General features: G+C 71.3%; 22 protein-coding genes and 2 tRNA genes. 14 read left to right on the forward strand and 10 right to left on the reverse strand.

Annotated features, from left to right (window positions below):
* The first annotated feature begins 46 nt into the window (after positions 1 to 46).
* The 4 genes from AB0472_RS11835 to AB0472_RS11850 all read left to right on the forward strand — a co-directional run bounded on the left by AB0472_RS11835 (position 47) and on the right by AB0472_RS11850 (position 3889).
* On the forward strand, positions 47 to 643 hold the full coding sequence (locus AB0472_RS11835) for a M48 family metallopeptidase (RefSeq protein WP_366355617.1): 597 nt from the start codon (positions 47 to 49) through the stop codon (positions 641 to 643).
* Positions 644 to 780: 137 nt separating this feature from the next.
* A complete protein-coding gene (locus tag AB0472_RS11840; protein WP_366355619.1) occupies positions 781 to 2424 on the forward strand; it encodes a TerD family protein in 1644 nt (547 codons plus the stop codon).
* A gap of 11 nt (positions 2425 to 2435) precedes the next feature.
* Positions 2436 to 3116 carry an AIM24 family protein gene (locus AB0472_RS11845; protein WP_366355621.1) on the forward strand — a complete coding sequence of 227 codons (681 nt, stop codon included), beginning with the start codon at positions 2436 to 2438 and terminating at the stop codon, positions 3114 to 3116.
* 17 nt (positions 3117 to 3133) lie between these two features.
* Positions 3134 to 3889 carry an AIM24 family protein gene (locus AB0472_RS11850; RefSeq protein WP_366355623.1) on the forward strand — a complete coding sequence of 252 codons (756 nt, stop codon included), beginning with the start codon at positions 3134 to 3136 and terminating at the stop codon, positions 3887 to 3889.
* 73 nt (positions 3890 to 3962) lie between these two features.
* On the opposite strand, the gene AB0472_RS11855 is transcribed toward AB0472_RS11850, so the two are convergent.
* Entirely contained in the window at positions 3963 to 4484 is a 522-nt protein-coding gene (locus tag AB0472_RS11855; RefSeq protein ID WP_366355625.1) for an NUDIX hydrolase, read from the reverse strand.
* Positions 4481 to 5938, reverse strand: a complete 1458-nt coding sequence (locus AB0472_RS11860; RefSeq protein WP_366355627.1) for a zinc-dependent metalloprotease — start codon at positions 5936 to 5938, stop codon at positions 4481 to 4483. The genes AB0472_RS11855 and AB0472_RS11860 overlap by 4 nt, the downstream gene beginning before the upstream one ends.
* A gap of 192 nt (positions 5939 to 6130) precedes the next feature.
* On the opposite strand from AB0472_RS11860, the gene AB0472_RS11865 reads away from it, so the two are divergent.
* The 4 genes from AB0472_RS11865 to AB0472_RS11880 all read left to right on the forward strand — a co-directional run bounded on the left by AB0472_RS11865 (position 6131) and on the right by AB0472_RS11880 (position 9463).
* The gene (locus AB0472_RS11865; protein ID WP_366355629.1) at positions 6131 to 7243 is read left to right on the forward strand and encodes an SDR family oxidoreductase; all 1113 of its coding nucleotides are present in this window, start codon (positions 6131 to 6133) and stop codon (positions 7241 to 7243) included.
* 309 nt (positions 7244 to 7552) lie between these two features.
* Positions 7553 to 8014 carry a molybdenum cofactor biosynthesis protein MoaE gene (locus AB0472_RS11870; protein WP_366355631.1) on the forward strand — a complete coding sequence of 154 codons (462 nt, stop codon included), beginning with the start codon at positions 7553 to 7555 and terminating at the stop codon, positions 8012 to 8014.
* A gap of 117 nt (positions 8015 to 8131) precedes the next feature.
* Positions 8132 to 8296 carry a hypothetical protein gene (locus AB0472_RS11875; RefSeq protein WP_177232951.1) on the forward strand — a complete coding sequence of 55 codons (165 nt, stop codon included), beginning with the start codon at positions 8132 to 8134 and terminating at the stop codon, positions 8294 to 8296.
* A 69-nt stretch (positions 8297 to 8365) separates the two neighbouring features.
* The gene (locus tag AB0472_RS11880) at positions 8366 to 9463 is read left to right on the forward strand and encodes a PDZ domain-containing protein (RefSeq protein ID WP_366355633.1); all 1098 of its coding nucleotides are present in this window, start codon (positions 8366 to 8368) and stop codon (positions 9461 to 9463) included.
* Positions 9464 to 9545: 82 nt separating this feature from the next.
* On the opposite strand, the gene AB0472_RS11885 is transcribed toward AB0472_RS11880, so the two are convergent.
* On the reverse strand, positions 9546 to 10088 hold the full coding sequence (locus AB0472_RS11885) for a PPA1309 family protein (RefSeq protein ID WP_366355635.1): 543 nt from the start codon (positions 10086 to 10088) through the stop codon (positions 9546 to 9548).
* A 166-nt stretch (positions 10089 to 10254) separates the two neighbouring features.
* On the opposite strand from AB0472_RS11885, the gene AB0472_RS11890 reads away from it, so the two are divergent.
* The 4 genes from AB0472_RS11890 (at position 10255) to AB0472_RS11905 (ending at position 15683) form a co-directional block, all read left to right on the forward strand.
* Positions 10255 to 13242, forward strand: a complete 2988-nt coding sequence (locus AB0472_RS11890; protein ID WP_366355637.1) for a UPF0182 family protein — start codon at positions 10255 to 10257, stop codon at positions 13240 to 13242.
* A gap of 76 nt (positions 13243 to 13318) precedes the next feature.
* Positions 13319 to 13392 (forward strand) — tRNA-Met (locus AB0472_RS11895).
* A 292-nt stretch (positions 13393 to 13684) separates the two neighbouring features.
* Positions 13685 to 15526 (forward strand): tetratricopeptide repeat protein, encoded by a 1842-nt coding sequence (locus AB0472_RS11900; protein WP_366355639.1) that lies wholly within the window; start codon positions 13685 to 13687, stop codon positions 15524 to 15526.
* 83 nt (positions 15527 to 15609) lie between these two features.
* Positions 15610 to 15683, forward strand: a tRNA-Met gene (locus AB0472_RS11905).
* A gap of 150 nt (positions 15684 to 15833) precedes the next feature.
* Here AB0472_RS11905 and AB0472_RS11910 read toward each other — a convergent pair.
* The 3 genes from AB0472_RS11910 to hisN form a co-directional block, all read right to left on the reverse strand.
* Complete coding sequence (locus AB0472_RS11910) at positions 15834 to 16253, reverse strand: Fur family transcriptional regulator (protein ID WP_366355641.1); 420 nt, start codon at positions 16251 to 16253, stop codon at positions 15834 to 15836.
* Between the two features lie 160 nt (positions 16254 to 16413).
* Positions 16414 to 16806, reverse strand: a complete 393-nt coding sequence (locus tag AB0472_RS11915) for a CBS domain-containing protein (protein ID WP_366355643.1) — start codon at positions 16804 to 16806, stop codon at positions 16414 to 16416.
* Between the two features lie 193 nt (positions 16807 to 16999).
* The gene (hisN, locus tag AB0472_RS11920) at positions 17000 to 17800 is read right to left on the reverse strand and encodes a histidinol-phosphatase (RefSeq protein ID WP_366355645.1); all 801 of its coding nucleotides are present in this window, start codon (positions 17798 to 17800) and stop codon (positions 17000 to 17002) included.
* 217 nt (positions 17801 to 18017) lie between these two features.
* On the opposite strand from hisN, the gene AB0472_RS11925 reads away from it, so the two are divergent.
* A complete protein-coding gene (locus tag AB0472_RS11925; RefSeq protein ID WP_366355646.1) occupies positions 18018 to 18623 on the forward strand; it encodes a TetR/AcrR family transcriptional regulator in 606 nt (201 codons plus the stop codon).
* Positions 18624 to 18761: 138 nt separating this feature from the next.
* Here AB0472_RS11925 and AB0472_RS11930 read toward each other — a convergent pair whose 3' ends face one another.
* The 4 genes from AB0472_RS11930 to AB0472_RS11945 form a co-directional block, all read right to left on the reverse strand.
* On the reverse strand, positions 18762 to 19085 hold the full coding sequence (locus tag AB0472_RS11930; protein WP_234542963.1) for a multidrug efflux SMR transporter: 324 nt from the start codon (positions 19083 to 19085) through the stop codon (positions 18762 to 18764).
* A 76-nt stretch (positions 19086 to 19161) separates the two neighbouring features.
* Positions 19162 to 20172, reverse strand: coding sequence for a ribosome small subunit-dependent GTPase A (rsgA, locus tag AB0472_RS11935; RefSeq protein ID WP_366355647.1), 1011 nt, complete (start codon positions 20170 to 20172; stop codon positions 19162 to 19164).
* Between the two features lie 11 nt (positions 20173 to 20183).
* The gene (aroA, locus tag AB0472_RS11940) at positions 20184 to 21512 is read right to left on the reverse strand and encodes a 3-phosphoshikimate 1-carboxyvinyltransferase (RefSeq protein WP_366355649.1); all 1329 of its coding nucleotides are present in this window, start codon (positions 21510 to 21512) and stop codon (positions 20184 to 20186) included.
* A gap of 244 nt (positions 21513 to 21756) precedes the next feature.
* Positions 21757 to 22479, reverse strand: a complete 723-nt coding sequence (locus tag AB0472_RS11945) for a M50 family metallopeptidase (RefSeq protein WP_366355651.1) — start codon at positions 22477 to 22479, stop codon at positions 21757 to 21759.
* Positions 22480 to 22530: 51 nt separating this feature from the next.
* Here AB0472_RS11945 and AB0472_RS11950 point away from each other — a divergent pair, with 51 nt between their 5' ends.
* Entirely contained in the window at positions 22531 to 23346 is an 816-nt protein-coding gene (locus tag AB0472_RS11950; protein WP_366355653.1) for an SOS response-associated peptidase, read from the forward strand.

Raw genomic sequence — 23346 nt, forward strand, 5'->3', positions numbered from 1 at the left:
TCCCGGACCCGGGACTTCCCCCGTGTGCAGCGGGTAACGTCAGGGCGTGCCCGCCGACCCACTGCACCGCGCCGGAAACCCACAGCGCAGCACGACGAGCCAGCCGCCCAGCGGCTTGGGGGCGAGCGCGATCGAGGTTCGCAGGAGCGCCCGGCGCCGCCGGACCGTTTCGGCGTACCGCGAGGGCGATCGCACCGTCGTGCTGATCCCCGCCCGGATGTCCGAGGCGGAGGAGAAACGCTGGGTGACCGTCATGCTCAACAAACTCGCCGCCCAGGAGAGCAAGCGAGTGCTGGGCGACACCGAGTTGGCCGAGCGCGCCGAGTGGCTGTCGTCCCAGTACTTCGGCGGCCGGGCCCGCCCCGCCTCGGTGCGCTGGGTCACCAACCAGAACACCCGCTGGGGCTCGTGCACCCCCTCCGAGGGCAGTATCCGGCTCTCGCACCGGCTCCAGGGCATGCCCGAGTACGTCGTCGACTACGTGCTCTGCCATGAACTCGCGCATCTGCTGGTGCCGGGGCACGGACCGCGGTTCTGGCGGCTGCTGGAGGCGTACCCGCGGACCGAGCGCGCCCGCGGCTACCTCGAAGGGGTGGCCGCGGCCGGCCGGCTGCCCCACGTGCCCGGCGCGCGCGATGAGTGACACGCCCCGGGAACGCTCGCTTCGGAACCGTTGAGCGCGGTTGTGTACCGGGTCTGTACCGACTTCTTCCGATGTCCGAGTTAGCCGTTAGCCTGGCGCGACGCACTCGCATTCGGGATGGGGGACGGTCGTAACGCATGGCCAGGGAATTCCAACGCGGCCACAAGGCCAGGATCAGTGACCTCACGGCCGGTACCGATCTGTACGTAGGTGTGCAGATCTCCGGTCCCGGGCTGACCTTCGACATCAGCTGCTTCGGCCTCGACGCCGACGAACGGCTGTCGGACGACCGCTACTTCGTCTTCTTCAACCAGCCGAAGTCGCCCGAGGAGTCCATCCAGCTGCTGGGTACGCAGGCGGGCGACACGGAGTCCTTCCGGGTCACGCTGGACCGGATCCCGCCGCAGATCCAGAAGCTGGCGTTCACGGCGACCGTCGACGGCGCCGGGCAGATGTCGCAGGTCGCACCCGGATACATCCGGATCGTCGCGGGCGGCGAGGAGGTGGCCCGGTACTCCTTCGACGGCTCGGAGTTCTCCACCGAGCGCGCCGTCATGCTCGGCGACTTCTACCTGAAGGACGTGTGGCGCTTCGCCGCCGTCGGCCAGGGCTTCGACGGCGGTCTGGAGGCGCTGCTGAAGAACTTCGGCGGCGAGGTGCTGGAGGAGGAGGCGCCCGCCGCGCCGGAACCGCAGCAGCCGCAGACCGGGTCCGCGCCCGGCTTCGCGCCGCCCGCGTTCGGCGTTCCCTCCGCGCCCGCGCCTGGGTCGGCTCCCACGCCCACCCCGCCGCCCGCACCCGCCCCGCAGGGCTTCACCCCGCCGCCGGCGCCCGGTCCGGTGCCGGCTTCGAACGTGCATCATGCGCCCACCGTCATCGCCCCGTTGACCCCGCAGGCGCCCGGCATGGTGCCGCCCCCGTCCCCGGCGCCCGCGCCCTACGGCCAGCCGCCCGCCCCGCCCGGCTACGGCCAGCCCCCGGCGCCCCCGCAGACTCCGGGCCCGCCCCCCGGATACCCGCAGGCCCCGGCCCCGCCCCCGGGCTACGGCCAGCAGCCGCCGTTCGGGCAGGTCCCCGGGCAGCAGAGCTACGCGGTCCCGCAGGGCGCTCCGCAGGGCGGTGCCGGGGTCGGAGCCGCGCTCCAGAAGTTCAAGGAGACGGCCACCGGGCAGCGCTGGACGCCGCAGAACAGCAAGCTCATCCGCGCCGACCTCGGCATCGGCGGCCAGCCGGTGCTGGCCCGGCAGGGCAGCATGGTGCTCTACCAGGGCAAGGTCGACTTCAGCTACAAGGGCGCCGGATTCGCCGGCCGGATCGTCGGCAACGCCACCGGCCAGGAGATGCAGCTGATGCGCTGCACCGGCAACGGCCAGGTGTTCTTCGCCGAGAACTCCGCCCATCTGCACCCCGTCGAGCTCCAGGGCGACGCGATCTGCGTCTCCGCCGAGAGCGTCCTCGCCTTCGACGAGAGCCTCCAGTACGAGGTCCGCCGGATCGAGGGGCACGGCATCCCCGGCGGCGCGCTGTTCACGATGCAGTTCCAGGGCACCGGCACGATCGTGGTCAAGACGCACGGCACCCCCGTCGTGCTGCCCGTGACCCCGACGACGTTCGCCGACTGCAACGCCGTGGTCGCCTGGTCGGCGGCCTCCCAGGTGATCGTCTCCAGCCAGGTGCGGATGCGGCGCAACGCCTACCCGGGCGACACCGGCGAGAGCGTCAACCTGCAGTTCCGGGGTGCCCCCGGCAACTTCATCGTCGTCCAGCCGTACGAGGTCTGAGGGAGCCCGTCATGAACCAGCCGCTCGCGGGCTACGCCCCCGCACCCGTCACCGCCCGCATGGAGAACCACGGCGACCACATGCTCAAGGTCGCCATGCAGACCGGGCACGACCTCCTCGCGCGCGTGGGGTCGATGGTCGCCTACGAGGGCTTCGTGCAGTACGAGCCCAACCCGCCGGCCGTGCGCCAGATCGCCCGGGACTGGATGACCGGCGAGGGCGCGCCCCTGATGAAGTGCTCCGGCGACGGTCTGCTCTACCTCGCCGACTACGGCGCGAACGTCGTCGTCATCAACCTCAACGGCGACGGCATCTCCGTCAACGCCACCAATCTGCTCGCCTTCGACGCCCACCTCACATGGGGTGTGGAACGGGTGAAGGGCCTCGCCAAGTTCGCCGGGCAGGGCCTGTGGAACACCAAGATCTCCGGGCAGGGCTGGGTCGCGCTGACCTCCCGCGGCAAGCCGATCGTCGTCGACTGCGGCGGCGGCGAGGACGAGACGTACGTCGACCCGGACGCGCTGGTCGCCTGGTCCCCGAACCTCAAGGTGAAGGGCAAGCGCAGCTTCAAGGCGCAGTCGCTGATCGGCCGGGGCAGCGGCGAGGCCTTCCAGATGGCCTTCTCCGGTCAGGGCATCGTCGTCGTCCAGCCCAGCGAGGACAGCACCGACCGACTTCGGGTCCGGGGCTGAGGGGGAGTCAGGAAACCATGCAGAGCCCGCTTTTCACCTTCAACGACTCCCAGGTCCGGGACCGCTACAGCCTGCAGAACAAGCAGATGCTGCGGGTGGTCCTGGAGGGCCACGACGACGTCCTCGCCCGCAAGGGCACCATGGTCGCCTACCAGGGGCTCGTCGAGTTCGACGCCGAGTACCAGGGCCACGGTCAGGCACGCGCGCGTGCGTACACCGGCGAGGGCCTGGACCTGATGCGCTGCCACGGGCAGGGCACGGTCTACTTCGCCAACCTCGCCCAGCACATCCACGTCCTGGACGTCGAGCCGGACGGCCTGACCGTGGACAGCAGCTACGTCCTCGCCATGGACTCCTCGCTGCACTACGAGGTCGTCGCCGTCGACAGCCTGTACGGCATCTCCGGGTCCGGGAAGTACCAGCTCAACATCACCGGACGCGGCCAGGTCGCCCTGATGACCTCGGGCGCGCCGCTGCTGATGCAGGTCACGCCCGACAAGTACGTGAACTGCGACGCCGACGCGATCGTCGCCTGGTCCACCGGGCTGCGCGTCCAGATGCAGGCCCAGACGCATTCCTCGGGCGTGTGGCGGCGTCGCGGGAGCACCGGGGAGGGCTGGGAGCTGAGTTTCATGGGAAGTGGCTTCGCGTTGGTCCAGCCGAGTGAACTGCTGCCGCCGCAGCACGCCCAGATCGGTCAGGGCATCGCCGCCCAGTTCGGCATGGGCCAGCAGGGAGCGCGCGGGATGAACCAGGGCAACGTCTGGAGCTGAGAGCCCGTGTGTGAGGGGCGCCCGCCCGTGCGGACGCCCCTCACACACGCGCCGAAACTCCAGAAGCTCCAGGTCAGAGCCGCGCGCGAGTTCCTTCCAGCAGCCGTACGACCGAGTCGTCGGCGACCTCCGGGACCTCGTCGTAGGCGAACCAGCGCAGGTCGAGGGACTCGTCGCTGATCGCGTGGGCGGCGCCGCGCGGGGCGAGGGCCGCGTACTGGACGTCGAAGTGCCGGTGGCAGGGCGCCGGGATCGGATGCCGGTCCAGGCGCACCGGGCCGCCCGGCAGCAGCGTCAGCCCGGGGATCCCGGACTCCTCGGTCGCCTCCCGCAGCGCGGCCGCCGCCAGGGTGGCGTCGCCGGGCTCGCAGTGGCCGCCCATCTGCAGCCACATCCGCAGCTTCCTGTGCAGGGTCAGCAGCACCCGCCCGCGCTCGGGGTCGACCACCAGCGCGCTGGCCGTGACATGGCCGGCGTGACAGGCCTTCCACATGCCGTCCGGGTGTGCCGCGAGGTGGTCGAGGTAGGCCTGACGCAGCTCCTCCTGGCCCTCGTACCCCTTGAGAACGAGGACCGCGTCGTCGTACAGGCTCACTCGGTGTCGTCGCCCTTTTCCTGCTCGCCCTTTTCCTGCTCACCCTGGTCCTGGGCGTCCTTCTTGCGCAGGTCGGGCTTCTGCGCGGCCTCGCCGAGCATCTTGTCCAGCTCGGAGAAGTCCAGCTGCTCGCGGTGCACGAAGCCGTCCGGGTCGTCCAGGTCGGACGCCGTCGGCAGCATGTCCGGGTGCGCCCACAGGGCGTCCCGGCCGTCGACACCGCGCGCGTCGGTGAGCGAGGCCCACAGGCGGGAGGCGTCGCGCAGCCGGCGCGGGCGCAGCTCCAGGCCGATCAGGGTGGCGAAGGTCTGCTCCGCGGGGCCGCCCGTGGCACGGCGGCGGCGCAGCGTCTCGCGCAGCGCGTCGGCGGACGACAGACGCGGCTTCGCGGCCGCGTGGACCACCGCGTCGACCCAGCCCTCGACGAGGGCCAGAGCCGTCTCCAGACGGGCCAGGGCGGTCTTCTGCTCGGGGGTGTCCTCCGGCTGGAACATGCCCTGCTGGAGCGCGTCCTGCAGCTGCTCGGGGTTCTGCGGGTCGAACTGGCCGACCACGTCCTCCAGCTTGGCGGTGTCGACCTTGATGCCGCGGGCGTACCCGTCGACCGCGCCGAACAGGTGCGAGCGCAGCCACGGGACGTGTGCGAACAGGCGCTGGTGGGCCGCCTCGCGCAGCGCGAGGTACAGCCGCACCTCCTCCTTGGGCACGCCGAGGTCCTTGCCGAACGCCTCGATGTTCACCGGGAGCAGCGCGGCCTTGCCCGCCTGGGTCAGCGGCAGCCCGATGTCGGTCGAACCGACGACCTCGCCCGCGAGCACGCCCACGGCCTGCCCGATCTGGGTGCCGAACATCGCGCCGCCCATCGAGCGCATCATCCCGATCAGCGGGCCCGCCATGGCCTGCATCTCCTCCGGCAGGACGTCGCCCATCGCGGCGCCGACCCGCTCCGCGACCGGGTCGACCAGCTCCTGCCAGGCGGGCAGCGTCGCCTCGACCCACTCCGCGCGCGACCACGCCACGGCCGAACCGGAACCCGACGGCAACGACGTCGCGTCGTCCAGCCACAGGTCGGCGAGCCGGACGGCCTCCTGGACCGCGGTGCGCTCGGCGGGGCCCACGCTCGCGTCCTTGACGCCGTCCGAGGTGCCCTGGGAGACCGTCTGGCGGGCGATCTGCTTGGCCATGTCCCAGTTCACCGGGCCGCCCTCGTACGAGAGCATCTGGCCCAGCTGCTGGAAGGCCGCGCCCAGGTCGGTGGGGTTCAGCGAACCGAACATGGCAGCGAACGGATTGTCGGCGCCAGGGCCGCCGAAGCCGCCGGCCCCGGGTGTGCCGAAACCGAACGGGTTGGCCGGTCCCTGCCCACCACCGCTCTGCTGGTCCTTCGTCTTGCCCTCGTCGCCGTCTTCCGGCTCCTCCGGCGGAAGGCCGAAACCGAATGGGGTGTCACTCACGGGAATCCTCGGCTGGTAAGGCCACCGGTTCTCTCCGGCGGCGCGGCTGCCCGACAACACCACCCAGCGTAGACACCCCGACCCGATCGGGCCTCGGTGCTTCGCCGACAGTCGGCCTGCGGCAGGATGGATGCCACCTGGTACGTACGCGTCACTCACGCTCGTACTGAAGACAACCGCTGGAGACGCCCGGTGAGTTCCCCAGATCCGCAGGTTCGCGCAGCGCGAAACCACTCAACCCCTCCCGCCGTGCGCGGGCCCGTCGTCGCCGTCACCGGCGCCGCGACCGGGGTCGGCGCGCTGCTCACCGAGCGGCTGGCCGCGTCCGAGGAGATCAGGCAGGTCATCGCCATCGACGAGCGGCGCGGGGAGTGCGCGGCCGCCCAGTGGCACATCCTCGACGTACGGGATCCGGCCATCGCGGACAAGCTGCGCGGGGCCGACGTGGTGGTGCACCTCGCGCTCGACCTCGACCTGGAGACCGACCCGGCGGCTCGTACGGCCTACAACGTGCGCGGGACGCAGACCGTGCTGACCGCGGCGGCCGCGGCCGGGGTGCACCGGGTGGTGCTGTGCACCTCGGCGATGGTGTACGGCGCGCTGCCGGACAACGAGTTGCCGCTGTCGGAGGACGCGGAGCTGCGTGCCACCGCCGAGGCCACCGGGGTCGGCGACCTGCTGGAGATCGAGCGGCTCGCGCGCCGGGCGCCCCGCGCGCATCCGGGGCTCAACGTCACCGTCGTGCGGCCAGCGGTGCTGGTCGGGGGTACCGACACCGCGCTGACCAGGTATTTCGAGTCTCCTCGGCTGCTCGTCGTCGCCGGGTCGCGGCCCGCCTGGCAGTTCTGCCACGTCGAGGATCTGTGCAGTGCGCTGGAGTACGCCGTCCTGGAGAAGGTCGAGGGGGAACTCGCGGTCGGGTGCGACGGATGGCTGGAGCAGGAGGAGGTCGAGGAGCTCAGCGGGACCCGGCGGATGGAGCTGCCGTCGGCGGTGGCGCTGGGGGCGGCGGCCCGGCTGCACCGGATCGGCCTCACGCCGTCGCCGGCCGGGGACCTCGCGTACACGATGTATCCGTGGGTGGTGAGCGGGAGCCGGCTGCATGACGCCGGGTGGCGGCCGGGGTGGACGAACGAGGAGGTGCTGGCCGAGCTGCTGGCGGAGGTGGCCGGGCGGCACACGGTGGTGGGGCGGCGGCTGGGGCGCAAGGACGCGACGGCCGCGGGGGCCGCGGGGGCGACGGTGGCGTTGCTGGGGGCGGCGGCTGTGGTGCGGCGGGCGCGGAAGGCTCGGCGGCGGATCTGAGGGCGTGGGGTTTCTCGCCCCCGCCGCCCCTGCCCGTCCCGTCCTTCAGGGGGTGGGCCCCCTGCGACCGCCCGTTTCGGGGGCTGCCGCCCCCGGACCCCCGCATCGGCCTCCGGCCTCGTCCTCGAACGCCGGACGGGCTGAAGGGTGGGGGTGCGTGCCGGTGGTCCTCGAACGCTGGGTGGGCTGGACGGTGGGGTGCGGGCGCCCGAGGGGCAGCGGTGCTGTAGGAGTCTCCAAAGCCGTGTGCGGGTGGGACTGGTGTTGGTCGTATTCCGTGTGGTCGTCGGCGTGCGGCACGATGGGGGTATGGCTGCTGTGAGTGATCATCCTGGGGAGCGGGGCGCCGCGGATCCCGTGAAGCTGATCGGGATCAGGGAGAGTGCGCTCTCCGTGGACGAGGTGTTCGCCGCCGTGGGGGACGACGCGGCCGGTGGGATCGCGCTGTTCGTGGGGACGGTGCGGAACCACGACGGGGGCGCCGACGTGGACGCGCTCGGGTATTCGTGCCACCCCAGTGCCGAGGACGAGATGCGGCGGGTCGCCGAGAAGGTCGTCGCCGAGTACCCGGTGCGGGCGCTGGCCGCCGTGCATCGGGTGGGGGACCTGCGGGTGGGTGATCTCGCCGTGGTCGTCGGTGTGTCGTGTCCGCATCGGGGGGACGCCTTCGAAGCTTGTCGAAAGCTGATCGACGACCTCAAGCACGAGGTGCCCATCTGGAAGCACCAGAAGTTCTCGGATGGGACGGAGGAATGGGTGGGGGCCTGCTGACGGGCCCCTGTCCGGCCTCCGCTTGCGTAACCGTACCCCTCGCGTGAGCGTTGTCAGTGCGGGTGATTAATCTGCTGATCAGCCGGTCGCGGACGCTCATGGGGTTGGGAGGTCGGCATGGCGGCGCTCGTCTGGTTGCTGATTCCGCTGGTGGCGGCGGTCGGTGCCGGTGTGTGGGGCAGCTGGGCCAACCGGACCAGGAGGGCGCGCAGCGACGGGCCCGAACTCGACGGGTACGCACGCTTCCGCGAGGCCATGGAGAAGTCCCGCTCCGGCGGCTGAGGGTGGCCGGGACGCGTATGACGGTGGCCCTGACGGTGCGCTGACAGACCCGTCCCGTACTGTCTTCGCATGCCACGCCGCACCGCGACGATGCTCGCCTCCACCCTGATGCTGATCGCACTCCTGTGCGCCGGAGTGCTCATCAACGTGCCGTACTCGGAGATGTCTCCCGGCCCGACCGTGAACACGCTCGGGGACCACGACGGCGAGCCGGTGCTGCAGATCTCCGGTCACAAGACCTACGCGACCTCCGGGCATCTGAACATGACCACGGTGAGGGTCACCAGCGCGGACTACAAGATGAACCTCGTCGAGGCCGTCTACGGGTGGCTCTCGCACGACAACAAGGTCGTGCCGCACGACACGCTCTACCCGGACGGCAAGACGGAGCAGCAGTCCACCCAGGAGAACGCCGAGGAGTTCAGCGAGTCCCAGGAGAGCGCCAAGGTCGCCGCGCTGAAGGAGCTGGGCGTCCCGGTGAAGTCGTGGGTGATCGTCTCCACGGTCCTCAAGGACTCGCCGGCCGAGGGCAGGCTGCACGCCGGTGACGTGATCAAGGCCGTCGACGGTACGGCGGTCAAGCAGCCGGCCGACGTCGCCACGCTGGTGACCAAGCACAAGCCCGGCCAGGACGTGGTCTTCACCGTCGTGCCGGCCAAGGAGCAGGCCGCCGCCGAGAAGGCGAACAAGACGGCCACCAAGACCGAGAACGTCACGGTCACCACGACCACCTCCGACGACAGCGGTACGAAGCGCGCCATCGTCGGGATCTCCGCCGGGACCGACCACACCTTCCCGTTCTCCATCGACATCAAGCTCGCCGACGTCGGCGGACCGAGTGCGGGGCTGATGTTCTCGCTCGGGATCTACGACAAGCTCACCCCGGGCAGCCTCACCGGCGGCAAGTTCGTCGCCGGCACCGGCACGATCGACGACGGCGGCACGGTCGGTCCGATCGGCGGCATCTCGATGAAGACCATCGGCGCACGCAGCAAGGGCGCCCAGTACTTCCTGACCCCGGCCGACAACTGCGCCGAGGCCGCCAAGGACACCCCGAGCGGGCTCACCCTCGTCAAGGTGAAGACCATCGGCGACGCCCTCGGCGCCCTCAAGGACATCCGCAGCGGGGACACCGGTGCCCTGCCGAAGTGCACCGCCAAGGGCTGAGCGGGCAGACAGACAGCCGGACACGCGGCCGGGGGCGCCCTTCCTGACGAGGGGCGCCCCCGGCCGCCGCATGGTGGCGGGCTCAGTCCTCGAAGGTCGCCCTCAGCGCGTCCGCCAGGCCCGGGACCAGGTCGGGACCGGTGAGCACCTCCGTCGGCGAGTCCTTCTCGCGCAGCCGTACCGCCGCGTCGCGGCCGCCGTCGCGCAGCACCGCGACCGTCATCCGGACCTCCTGGCGCTCGGGGTGACCCGCCACCCACTTGGTCAGCTTCGCCTCGCTCAGCCCCTCGGGGACCTGGGACTCGGCGGACGGCGGCAGCATCAGCCGCTCCACCGTGAGCGCGCAGCCGACCACCGCGTCCGGCCAGGCGATGGTGCCGAGGAACTCGTCCAGCGCCTTGTCCGTTGGCACTTCGTCCTGCTCGATCGGGGTGAGACCGGTGGTCGCGGACTCGTCCTCCAGACCGAGCTGGGCGGCGAGGGCCGGTTCCTGGGTGCGCAGTCGCGCGGTGTCGACGAGGGCGAAGAGACGAGCGGGCTGGTCCCAGCCGAGGCCGGAGGCGTACTCGTCGATCTCTAGGACGGCCCGGGTGAGCGGGTTCGCTGCCATGGGAGTGTTGGACATGGTCACAATCCTGCCTCGTTCATGGCCGGAATCGGGAACCGAGTAAGCGGTGAGTAAGTTGCATAGGTGTGGCCCCGCGATCACAGGGGGACACGTCCGGCCCGCGAACAAGTGGGCCTGACGCAACAACAACGGATCAACAGCGAATCAAACAGCGAACTTCGAGGTGCGCACCTTGGCTTTCCAGATGCCGGACCGCGGCGGAGGCCCGACGGGGCCACGGATCAGAGCGACCGGACGTCCGTCACGGCGGGTCAGGACCCTGCTCCTGACACTGGGCGTCCTTGCCGCGCTCGGCATGGCGTTCACCATGTTCGCGGGCTTCTGGACGGACTGGCTCTGGTACCGGTCGGTGCACTACTCCTCGGTGTTCACCACCACCCTGTGGACCAAGATCGGGCTGTTCTCCGTCTTCGGTCTGCTGATGGCGGCCGCGGTGGGCTTCAACATCTGGCTGGCGCACCGGCTGCGTCCCCCGCTGAGCGCCATGTCCATGGAGCAGCAGAGCCTCGACCGTTACCGGATGGGCATCGCGCCGTACAAGAAGTGGCTGCTGCTCGCCGTCACCGCGCTGGTCGGGCTGATCGCCGGCGCCTCCGCGGCCGGGCAGTGGCGCACGTGGCTGATGTGGGTCAACGGCGTGCCCTTCCACCAGAAGGACCCGCAGTTCCACCTCGACGTGTCCTTCTACGCCTTCGACCTGCCCTGGTACCGCTTCCTGCTGGGCTTCGGCTTCGCCACCGCGATCCTCTCCCTGATCGCCGCCGCGCTCACCCACTACCTGTACGGCGGGCTGCGCGTCACCAGCCCGGGCGCGCGCGCCACGGGTGCCGCGACCGGCCACCTCTCCGTGCTGCTCGGCCTCTTCGTCGCCCTCAAGGCGGTCGCCTACTGGCTCGACCGCTACGGACTGGCTGTGAAGTCCAGCGACTTCAAGGCCACCGGCAACTGGACGGGCCTGAGATACGTCGACGCGAACGCCTATCTGCCCGCCAAGACGATCCTGTTCTGCATCGCCGTCATCTGCGCTCTGCTGTTCTTCGCCACCCTGTGGCGGCGCACCTGGCAGCTGCCCGTCATCGGCTTCGGCCTGATGGTCCTCTCGGCGATCCTCATCGGCGGCCTCTACCCGGCGATCGTCCAGAAGTTCCAGGTCCAGCCCAACGAGCAGGCCAAGGAAGCCCCGTACGTCCAGAAGAACCTCAAGGCGACCCGCGAGGCGTACGGCATCGACGACACCAAGGTCACCGAGTACAAGGGCACGAGCACGACCACGGACAAGACCAAGCTCCGGGACGACGTCGACGCCACGGCGAGCATCCGGATCATGGACCCGAACATCGTGTCGCCCACGTTCCAGCAGCTCCAGCAGATGCGGAACTACTACGCGTTCCCGACCAACCTGGACGTGGACCGCTACACCAAGGACGGCAAGGTCCAGGACACCGTCATCGGCCTGCGCGAGCTGAACCTCGCCGGCATCCCGAAGAACAACTGGATCAACGACCACTTCCGCTACACCCACGGCTACGGCGTGGTCGCCGCCAAGGGCACCGAGGCCGACGACCAGGGCCAGCCCGTCTTCACCGAGTCCGACCTGCCGTCCACCGGCGACCTGGGCACGTACCAGCAGCGCGTCTACTACGGCGAGAAGACCAACACGTACTCGATCGTCGGCGGTCCCCAGAAGGAGATCGACTACTCCGACGACAACGGTGAGAAGCTCACCAGCTACGCGGGCAAGAGCGGGGTCAGCCTCTCCAGCCCGATCAACCGAGCCGCGTACGCGGTGGCGTTCAACGAACCGCAGATCCTGTACTCGGGCGCGATCGGCGAGGGCTCGCGGATCCTGTACAACCGCACGCCCAAGGAGCGGGTCGAGGCGGTCGCCCCCTGGCTGACCATCGACGGCGACGCCTATCCGGCGGTGGTGGACCACCGTATCCAGTGGGTCGTCGACGCCTACACGACGACCAACGGCTATCCGTACGCCTCCCGTACGACCCTCGGCGACACGACCGCCGACTCGCTGACCGCGACCAACAACTCCCGTGCGGTGGTCGCCCAGCAGAACCAGGTCAACTACATCCGCAACTCGGTGAAGGCGACCGTCGACGCGTACTCCGGCGAGGTCAAGCTCTACCAGTGGGACACCGAGGACCCGGTGCTGAAGACCTGGATGAAGGCCTTCCCCGGCACGGTGCAGCCCAAGAGCGCCATCTCGCAGGACCTGATGGACCATCTCCGGTACCCGCAGGACCTGTTCAAGGTGCAGCGCGAACTGCTCACCCGCTACCACGTGACGGACGCCCAGACCTTCCTGACCGGCAGCGAGGTGTGGCAGGTGCCCGACGACCCGACCAACAAGTCGGGTGACGCGGTGCCGCCGTACTACCTGAGCATGAAGATGCCGGACCAGAGCGCGCAGACGTTCTCGCTGTCGACGACGTTCACACCGAACGGCCGGGACAACCTCAGCGCGTTCATGTCGGTCGACTCCGAGGCCGGTTCCAAGGACTACGGCAAGATCAGAATCCTGAAACTGCCGACCAGCACCACCGTCGACGGACCCAAACAGGTCCAGAGCAAGTTCAACTCCGAACAGGAGATCGCGGCCGCGATCAAACTGCTCAAGGGCGGCGACTCCGAGGTCGAGTACGGCAATCTGCTGACCGTGCCACTGGACGGCGGCCTGCTGTACGCGGAGCCGGTCTACGTCCGCGGTGCCGGGGTCAAGTACCCCCTGCTGCGCAAGGTGTTGGTCACCTACGAGGGCAGGACCGTCTTCGAGAACACCCTCGACGAAGCGCTCGACAAGGTCTTCGGCACCGACGGTTCCGATACGGGCTCCTCGGACACCGGGACGACCTCGCCACCGACGTCGTCCGGCAACCCCACCGTCCAAGCCGCGCTGGACGACGCCCAGAAGGCCTTCACGGCCGGCCAGGAGGCCCTGAAGAAGGGCGACTGGACGGCGTACGGCAAGGCGCAGGAAGAGCTGCAGGACGCGCTGAAGCGCGCCGAGGAGGCGCAGTCGAAGGCCGGCAGCAGCAGCGGCGCGACGCCGAGCGGCAGCCCGAGCCCGAACGCGACAGCGAGCCCGGGCTCCGGCAGCAGTCCGAGTCCCAGCGGGAGTGCCGGCCCGAGCGGATGATCCCGGGCGCGTGACCGGGTGACCGGGAGCTGGTGATCAAGCCCCCCCGCGCCGTGATACGGTTTCACCACAACGGCGCGGGGTGGAGCAGCTCGGTAGCTCGCTGGGCTCATAACCCAGAGGTCGCAGGTTCAAATCCTGTCCCCGCTACTGAAGTCGAAGGCCCGGATCCTCTTGGGATCCGGGCCTTCGCGCGTGCGCGTGGCCGACCGGCGGACCGCCCGCGGTGTCCGGACGACCGGCGCCCGGTGTCCGGACGACCGGCGCCCGGTGTCCGGACGGGCGGCGAACGCATGTACCGGTGGACCGGGTCGCCGTGCCGCTGTGGGGAGTTGGGGGAGATGTGTTTGACTTGTCGTTCTGTGGGCATGTCGACAAAACGCTGAAGTGACCTCACGGTCTGCGGTATACGTGGTGTACCCAGGTTGCAGGTGGTGCGACGATGGACGTTATGGGGGACAAGGCAACTCTGTTCGGGACAGGGCGTTTTGTGCAGCCTTCGGGCGAGGAGCCGACCCGCGACGAGGCCGCCGAGGCCGCCGAGGAGGCACGTCACCGGCTCCAGGCCGAGACCGGTGACGTCGAGTCGATGAGTGTGCTCGGCGCCATGCTGCTGCGCCGTGGCGACCTCGACGGGGCCGAGTCGCTGCTGCGCGCGGCCACCGGCGCCGGTGACCGGGCCGCCGCCAACAACCTCGGTGTCCTGCTCCATCAGCGCGGCTACCCCGAGGAGGCCGCCGGCTGGTGGCGGATCGCCGCCGTCGCGGGATCCGCGGCCGCCGCCCACGCGCTCGGCCGCCACCACCGTGAACGCGGCGACGAACCCGCCGCCGAGTACTGGCTGCGCCAGTCCGCCGAGCAGGGGCACGCGCTCGGCGCCTACGCGCTGGCCGACCTGCTGGAGCACCGGGGGGACACCGCCGCCGGACCGTGGATGCGGGCCGCCGCCGAGCGGGGGCACCGGGAGGCGGCCTACCGGCTGGCGCGCGCGCTCGACCGCAGGGCGGCCGCAGGCGAGGACGGGACCGGGGCGGACAGCGGGGCCGGCGCGGAGGACGCGGCCGAGACCGCGGAGACCGCCGAGGCCGAGCAGTGGTACCGGCAGGCCGCCGCCCGCGGCCACCGGCGGGCCGCGCTGCACCTCGGTGCGATCCTGGAGCGGCGCGGCGAGCTCAAGGAGGCCGGGCGCTGGTACCTGACCTCCGCCAAGGACGGCGAGGCCCGGGCCGCCTGCGCGCTCGGCTTCCTGCTGCGCGACGCCGGGGACACCGAGTCCGCCGCCGTGTGGTGGCTGCGGGCCGCCCAGGACGGCGACGGCAACGCGGCGAACGCGCTCGGCGCACTGCACGCCGAGCGCGGCGAGACGCAGACCGCCGAGCGCTGGTACCGGGCGGCGATGGACGCCGGCGACGACAACGGGGCCTACAACCTCGCGCTGCTCTGCGCCGAGCAGGGCCGAACCGCGCAGGCCGAGCAGTGGTACCGGCGGGCCGCGTACGCCGGGCACCGAGAGGCCGCGAACGCGCTCGCCGTCCTGCTGCTCCAGGTCGGCGACACGAGCGGCGCCGAGCCGTGGTTCTCCAAGGCCGCGGAGGCGGGGAGCGTGGACGCCGCGTTCAATCTCGGGATCCTCTACGCCGGGCGCGGCGAGGACCGGGTCGCGCTGCACTGCTACGAGCGGGCGGCCGCCGCGGGGCACACGGAGGCCGCCCTCCAGGTCGGCATCGCCCGGCTCCGGGAGGGCGACGAGGCCGCGGCGGAGCGCCATCTGCGGTGCGCGGCGGGTGGCGGCAGCGCCGAGGCCGCCTACCGGCTCGCCGCGGTCCTCGACGCACGCCGGCCGGCGGTGTCCGAGCACGAGCTCGGGGAGTCGTCCCTGAACGTGAAGACCGAGTGCGAGGAGTGGTACGAGCGGGCCGCCACGCAGGGGCACCGGCGGGCCCAGGTGCGGGTCGGGATGCTGGCCGCCGCGCGCGGGGACGTGGTGGAGGCGGCGCGCTGGTACCGGACGGCGGCCGAGGCGGGCTCGCGCAACGGCGCGTTCAACCTCGGGCTGCTGCTGGCCCGGGAGGGCAGCGAGCCGGAGGCGGCCGTGTGGTGGGAGCGGGCCGCCGACGCCGGGCACGGGCGGGCGGCGTTGCGGCTCGCCCTGGTCTACGCGCGTCGTGGCGAGCTCGCGGTGGGACAGCAGTGGGCCGACCGGGCGGTGGCGCTGGGGCCGGCCGAGGTGACCGAGCGGGCCGGGCGGCTCCGCGACGCCCTGCGGGAGGAACTGTCGGCCTAGGCCGGGATTCCCGCAGGTCAGGTGGGGTCACCGAGATGGATTTGCTTCTGTCCGTGTCCCTCACGTAGTGTTCTGTTCATCGACGCGGGGTGGAGCAGCTCGGTAGCTCGCTGGGCTCATAACCCAGAGGTCGCAGGTTCAAATCCTGTCCCCGCTACTGAAGGCCGAGGGCCGGAATCCGGAAACGGGTTCCGGCCCTCGGTGTTTGCCGGGCCGACGCCTGCCAGGCCGATGCCTGCCGGGCCGAAGGACGACGAAGGCCCCGGCGCTCCTCATGGGAGCCGGGGCCTTCGGGGACGTTCCTGGGTCAGGCGGCCGCCGCGCACTCCGGGCACAGGCCGCGGTACGTCACCTCGACGTCGGAGACCGTGAAGCCGAACCGCTCCGAGGCGGGGAGGTCGGCCATCGGGTCGCCGGTCGGGTGGACGTCGCGGATCGAGCCGCAGCGGGCGCAGACCAGGTGGTGGTGCGGCCGGTGCGCGTTCGGGTCGTACCGCTTGGCGCGCTTGTCCGTCGAGACCTCGACGACCTCGCCGAGCGAGACCAGCTCACCCAGCGTGTTGTAGACGGTCGCCCGGGAGATCTCGGGGAGTTTGACCACGGCCCTGGCGTGGACCTCGTCGGCCGTCAGATGGACGTGCTCGCCGTCGAGTACCTCGGCCACGACGCGACGCTGCGCGGTCATCCGCCATCCGCGTCCACGCAGCCGTTCCAGAAGGTCACTCATGGCATTCAGCCTAACAGCCGGGCCTTCCTTTTCCGAACAGGTGTGACTTTGGAACCTTACTCGACTTGGACCTAGTCCAATGCGGGATCAAGTTCAGGTCCGGCGGGGCGGCAGGGGGGGCGGCACCCGTGCGGGCGTCGCCCGTGGGGTGCCGCCCTGGTCATGCGGAGACGGGGTGCCGGGCCGGTGCCCAGCAGCGGATGATGTCGCGAACCGAGACGATGCCGGCCGGTTCGCCGCCGTCCAGGACGATCAGGTGGCGGAAGCCGCCGTGGGCCATCGCCCGGGCCGCCTCCTCCAGCGTCCAGGTCGGGGTGGCGAACACGACGTCGTTGGTGGTGTGGTCGTGGATGGGCTCCGTGTCCGGGTTCTGGCCGAGGCCCACGGAGTTGAGGATGTCGCGTTCGGTGAGGATCCCGATACCGCCGGCGTCCGGGTCGTGGACGATCGCCGCGCCCACGCGGCGCGCGGACATCAGGGCGGCTGCCTGGCGGAGGGTGTGGGCGGGGCCGACGGTGAGAACCACGGTGCTCATGGCGTCACGGACGAGCATGGAAGGTGCCACCTCCTGGGGGAAATCGCGTGATAGTTCAGCGATTCACAAATGCACAAGTGAGGGTTCTCTCAGGGTGGCAGGTAAAGCACGGGTCAACAAGGGGGTGCGTGCAGCCAATTGAGGGCGCACGCGCTCATATGTGATGTGAGCAGTGAGCCCGATCGGGCCTGTTGTGCCTCAGAAGGCCGTTTCAGTAACGCTGGGTGAGGTACGACAGCAGCTCGTCGTGGAGCAGGCCGTTGGACGCGGCCGCGTTGCCGCTGTGCGGACCGGGCCGGCCGTCGAGGCCGGTGAAGGCGCCGCCGGCCTCCATCACCACGATCGCGTTGGCCGCCATGTCCCACAGGGACAGCTCCGGTTCGGCGCAGATGTCCAAGGACCCCTCGGCGACCATCATGTACGGCCAGAAGTCGCCGTACGCGCGCGTGCGCCACACCTCGCGGGTGAGGTCCAGGAAGCCGTTCAGCTGCCCGCGCTCCTCCCAGCCGCCGAGCGAGGAGTACGCGAAGGAGGCGTCGGCCAGCTTCGAGACCTTGGAGACGTGCAGGCGGGTCGCCTTGGACAGGCTGCGGCCGGTGAAGGCGCCGTGGCCCTTCGCGGCCCACCAGCGGCGGCCGAGCGCGGGGGCGGAGACCAGGCCGACGACGGGCTGGTAGCCGCCCTCGGCCGCCTCCGTCAGGGAGATCAGGGTCGCCCATACCGGGACGCCCCGCACGTAGTTCTTCGTGCCGTCGATCGGGTCGATCACCCAGCGGCGCGGGCCGGTGCCCTCGATGCCGTACTCCTCGCCGAGGATCGCGTCCCGCGGGCGGGCGCGCTGCAACTGGCTGCGGATCAGTTCCTCGGCGGCCTTGTCCGCCTCGCTCACCGGGGTCATGTCCGGCTTGGTCTCGACCTTGAGGTCGAGCGCCTTGAAGCGTTCCATGGTCACGGCGTCGGCCGCGTCCGCGAGTACGTGGGCCAGGCGCAGGTCATCGAGGTAGTCCGGCATGTGACGAACGGTATCTGCCGGGGTGGGCGCGGGGCTACCAGGGGAGGCCCGGTGATGCCGGCAAGTGATCGGGTGGTGACCTCCGTTGGGCTCCGGTACGCGTGCGGCGCGCCCGCGCGTGTTGGCCGAAGGGCGCCCCTCGATGCCTTCGCGAACCCTTGACAGTCGATTCGTGCGCGTCAAATCTGGGCGCAGAGTCGCTCGCCCCAGGGAGGCGATGATGCCTGCAGCCCGGGAATCCCTTCTGGACGCCGCGTACGCGGCGCTCGCGCGCCGGCCGTGGGCTGCCGTGCGGATGGTCGACGTGGCGGCGGCGGCCGGGGTCTCCCGACAGACGCTGTACAACGAGTTCGGCAGCAAGGAAGGTCTGGCGCGGGCGCTGGTGCGCAGGGAGGCCGACGGGTATCTCGCCGGGGTGGAGCGGGCGTTGGTGAGCCATGCCGAGGCGCGCGAGCGCCTGACGGCGACGGCCGAGTGGATGGCGGTGGCGGCTCGGGAGAACGTGCTGGTGCGGGCGATGCTCACGGGGTGCTGGAGCGAGCGGTTGCCGTCACCGACGCTGTCCGCGGTGCCGTCGTCGTCGGCGGTGCCGGCGCAGCGGAGGGCGGACGGGCCGCTGCCCTCTCCCGGGGACTTCGTGCAGATCGTGCGCGACCGGGCGGTGGCGGTGCTCTCCGGTGCGGGGGCCGGGAAGGGGAACGGCGAGCTGTCCCGGTCGTGCGAGCTGGTGGTGCGGCTGGCGCTGTCGTGTGTCGCGGCGCCGCCGGGGGAGGGCGGGGTGGCGGAGCTGGTGCGCGGGGCGCTTCACCGGCAGCCGGTGTGATCGAGGGGTGGTTGCGGGTCGGCTGCGGGTGCGTGGGGGCTGCTCGCGCGGCGGAGCCGCATATTGGATGCAGCCCCGCGCCCCTTCAGGGTGGCCGTTCCGCCTTCGGCTGTGATCAGGCCCCCTGCTCGACGCCTCTCAGTGAGCCGAGCCCGAGAGCTGGAGGCCGATCACGCCCGCGATCACCAGGCTGATGGAGACGATCTTCAGGGTGGAGACGAGGTCGCCGAGGAAGACCATGCCGTAGATGGCGGTGCCCGCGGCGCCGATGCCGGTCCAGACCGCGTAGGCCGGGCCCACGTCCAGCTTCCTCAGGGACAGGGTCAGGAGGCCGAAGCTGCCCAGGGCGAAGGAGGCGAAGGCTATCGTCGGCCATAGTCGGGTGAAGCCGTGGGAGAGCTTGAGGCACACGGCGAAGCCGGTCTCCAGGATCCCGGCCACGATCACCAGCAGCCACGCCATGTGCTGTCCTCCCGTATGTCCAGCTCGGTGCGATTATGCACTTACCGAACTCCGGCCCTGACAAACACCCCGGTGGTCAGTCGCCTTCCGTGCGGTCCCGGGCCGCCAGCAGCCGCCGCAGCGAGTAGAGGCGGGCCGGGTCCGCGTGGCCCTCGGCGACCCACTCGTCCAGCGCGCACTCCGGCTCGTCGTGGCTGCACGCGCGCGGGCAGTTCACGGTCCCGGGCTCCAGGTCGGGGAAGGCCTGGATCACCCGGGAGGGGTCGACGTGGGCCAGGCCGAAGGAGCGGACGCCCGGGGTGTCGATGACCCAGCCCTCGTCGCCGGAGAGCGGGAGGGCCAGGGCCGAGGTCGTGGTGTGGCGGCCGCGGCCGGTCACCGCGTTGACGTGACCGGTCGTGCGACGGCGGTCCTCCGGGACCAGCGCGTTCACCAGCGTGGTCTTGCCGACGCCCGAGTGGCCGACGAACGCCGTGATCTTGCCGTCGAGAAGGTCCTGGACCCGGCGGGCGGCTTCCCCCGCCGCCAGCTCCTCGCGGCTCGTGACCACGTAGGGGATCTCCAGGTCGCCGTACAGCTCCAGGAGCTTGTCCGGCGGGGCCAGGTCCGACTTGGTCATGACCAGCAGGGGGGTGAGACCGCCGTCGAAGGCCGCCACCAGACAGCGGTCGATCAGGCGCGGGCGGGGCTCGGGGTCGGCCAGGGCGGTGACGATCGCCAGCTGGTCGGCGTTGGCGACGACCACCCGCTCGAACGGGTCGTCGTCGTCGGCGGTGCGCCGCAGCACGGACGAGCGGTCCTCGATGCGCACGATCCGGGCGAGGGTGTCCTTCTTTCCGGACAGGTCGCCGACCAGGGCCACCCGGTCCCCGACCACCGCGGCCTTGCGGCCCAGCTCACGGGCCTTCATCGCGAGGACCGTGCGGTCCTCGACCAGACAGGTCAGCCGGCCCCGGTCGACGGTGAGGACCATCCCCTCGGCCGCGTCCTCGTGCTTGGGCCGGATGTTGGTCCGCGGCCGGTTGCCCTTGCGGTTGGGGCGGGCACGGATGTCGTCCTCGTCGGTGTGCTTGCCGTAGCGGCGCATGTCGTACGCCCCTAGGCCCCGTCGCTCCCGAGCATCCCGGTCCACAGGTCGGGGAAGTCCGGCAGGGTCTTCGCCGTCGTCGCCACGTTCTCGATCTGTACGTCGGCCACGGCCAGGCCGATGATCGCACCGGCCGTCGCCATGCGGTGGTCGTCGTACGTGTGGAAGACGCCGCCGTGCAGCCGGCGCGGGCGGATGCGCAGGCCGTCGGCGGTCTCGGTGACGTCGCCGCCGAGCTCGTTGATCTCCTTGGTGAGCGCGGCCAGCCGGTCCGTCTCGTGCAGCCGCAGATGGGCGACCCCGCGCAGGGTGGAGGGGGTGTCCGCGAGGGCGGCGACCGCCGCGATGCCGGGGGTCAGCTCACCGACGTCACCCAGGTCGACGTCGATGCCGTGGATCCGGCCCGAACCGGTGAACTCCAGGCCGTACTCGGTCAGTTCGCAGGAACCGCCCATCTCGGTGAAGATCTCGCGCAGCCGGTCGCCCGGCTGGGTGGTCCGGGACGGCCAGTCCGGGACCAGGACCCGGCCGCCCGTCACCAGGGCCGCGGCGAGGAAGGGCTGGGCGTTCGACAGGTCCGGCTCGACGGTCAGGTCGCGGCCCAGCAGGGCGCCTGGCGTGACCCGCCAGACGTTCGGCTCGCCGCCCGACTCGGGGGTGTCCACCTGGGCGCCGACCGCGCGCAGCATGTCGACGGTCATCCGGATGTGCGGGAGGGAGGGGAGGCTCCGGCCGGTGTGGCGGACCTCCACGCCCTGGTTGAAGCGCGGGCCGGAGAGCAGCAGGGCCGACACGAACTGGGAGGAGGCCGAGGCGTCGATGGAGACCGCGCCGCCGTCCAGGGCGCCGCTGCCGTGGACGGTGAGCGGGAGCGCGCCGCGGCCGCCGTCATCGATCCGGGCGCCGAGGACGCGCAGGGCGTCGATCACGCCGTGCAGGGGGCGCTCGTACGAACGGGGGTCGCCGTCGAAGCGGATGTCGCCCGCGGCGAGGGTGGCGACGGGGGGCAGGAAGCGCATCACCGTGCCGGCGTTGCCGACGTCGACGGTGGCGGGGCCGCGGAGCCCCGCGGGGAGCACCCGCCAGGCCTCGCCCGAGCCGTCGGGACCGACGCCCTCGTCGATGCCGACGCCCATCGCGCGCAGGGCGTCGGCCATCAGCAGGGTGTCGCGGGAGCGGAGGGGGCGGCGCAGCCAGCCGGGTTCGGAGGCGAGGGCGGCGAGCACGAGGGCGCGGTTGGTGACCGACTTGGACCCGGGCACGTGAACCGTCGCGTCGACGGCCCCCCGCGCGTGGGGGGCGGGCCAGAGGGCGGTTGGTGCGGTGGGGTTTGCGGCCATGGGGTCACTTTAGTGGCAGGGGGAGATATGAGCCGGTGGGCGGGCGGCGCCGCTCCGCGGGGAGACCGGTGGCCGGCGGCGCTGCTGGGGAGGGGCCGGTGGTCGGGTGCGGCGCTGCTGGGGAGGGGCCGGTGGTCGGGTGCGGCGCCGAGGGCGCTGGTCGCGCAGTTCCTCCCCGGCCCTCGGCTGGGGTCCCCGGCGCACCTCTGGGGCGCTCGTGCCGGTGTCGCTCGTGATGTGCGGGTCACATGCCGAGCAGCCAGCGGCCGCCGCCGATCAGCGAGCACAGTGACACCGTGTGGAACAGGAACAGCCATACCGCCGCCGGGAGATGGGTCAGCCTCGACAGCTGGTCCGCGTCCGAGTCGCCCGCGCCGCCGCGGGAGCGCTTCGCCTGCAGTTCGAAGGCCGGACGCACGCCGCCCAGCAGCAGGAACCAGACCACCGCGTACGCGAACGCCGCCTGCACCTGCGGTCCGGCCAGCCAGGACACCAGCAGGAAGGTGCCGCCGGTCAGGAAGACCGTCAGGACGCCGTACGCGTTGCGGATCATCACCAGCATCACGATCAGCAGGGCCGTGGCGAGCCAGAGCAGCAGGGTGATGCGGCCGGCGCCGAGGAGGGCCGCGCCGCCGAGGCCGAGCAGCGGGGGAGCGGTGTAGCCGGCCGCGGCCGTGAGGATCATGCCGATGCCGTGCGGCTTGCCCCGGCTGAGGGTGAGGCCGCTGGTGTCGGAGTGCAGCCGGATGCCGGTCAGCCGGCGGCCGGTGAGCAGGGCGGTCAGGCCGTGGCCGCCCTCGTGGGCGATCGTGATGGCGTTGCGGGATATCCGCCACAGGTTGTGCGGGACGACCACGGCGACCGCGGCGGCCAGGGTCGCGAGCACCACCCACAGATCGGGATCGGACTGGGTACCCGTCAGACGGTCCCAGAGGTCGGGCAGCGCGAGGGCGGCGGTGCTCTCCATGGTCTGGTGGTTACTCCCTACGGGCATGTGGAGTCTGGCAGTGTTGCACGTATGTGCGGACGGTATGCATCCAGTCGTGGGCCCGAGGATCTCGCAGGAATCTTTGAAGTCGAGAAGTGGGAGCCCGAGGAGACCCTGGAGCCCGACTACAACGTGGCTCCGACCAAGGAGGTCTACGCCGTCCTCGACCGTCCGGTGAAAGACGCCGACGACACCCGTCCGGTTCGCCAGCTGCGCAAGCTCAAGTGGGGGCTCGTGCCGTCCTGGGCCAAGACGCCCGAGGGCGGTGCCCGGATGATCAACGCGCGGGCCGAGACCGTGCACGAGAAGCCGTCGTACCGCCGTGCCTTCGCCACCCGCCGGTGCATCCTGCCCGCCGACGGCTACTACGAGTGGGTCACCGCCCCGCAGGAGCGGGAGCTGGAGGTCGAGGGGAGGAAGAAGCGGCCGCGCAAGCAGCCGTACTTCGTGCTCCCCGCCGACGGCTCGGTGTTCGCGATGGCCGGGCTGTACGAGTTCTGGCGGGACCGGACGCTGCCCGACGAGCACCCGCTGGCCTGGTGGGTGACGTGTTCGGTGATCACCACGGAGGCGGAGACCTCGCCGCTGGCCGTGGCGCCCGCCGAGGGACCGCGGTCGCTGCACGACATCCACCCCCGGATGCCGCTGATGCTGACCCCGGACCGCTGGGACGCCTGGCTCGACCCGGCCCGCACGGACGTCGAGGACCTGCGCTCGCTGCTCGCCCCGCCGCCGGCGGGCCTGATGCGGGCCTACCCGGTCTCCACGGCGGTCAGCAACGTCCGCAACAACAGCCCGGAGCTGCTGAAGGAGCTGGAGGGGCCCGAGGAGGGCACACTCTTCTAG

This window comes from Streptomyces sp. NPDC086777 (genome assembly GCF_040702065.1).
In the GTDB taxonomy this organism is placed as follows: Bacteria; Actinomycetota; Actinomycetes; order Streptomycetales; family Streptomycetaceae; genus Streptomyces.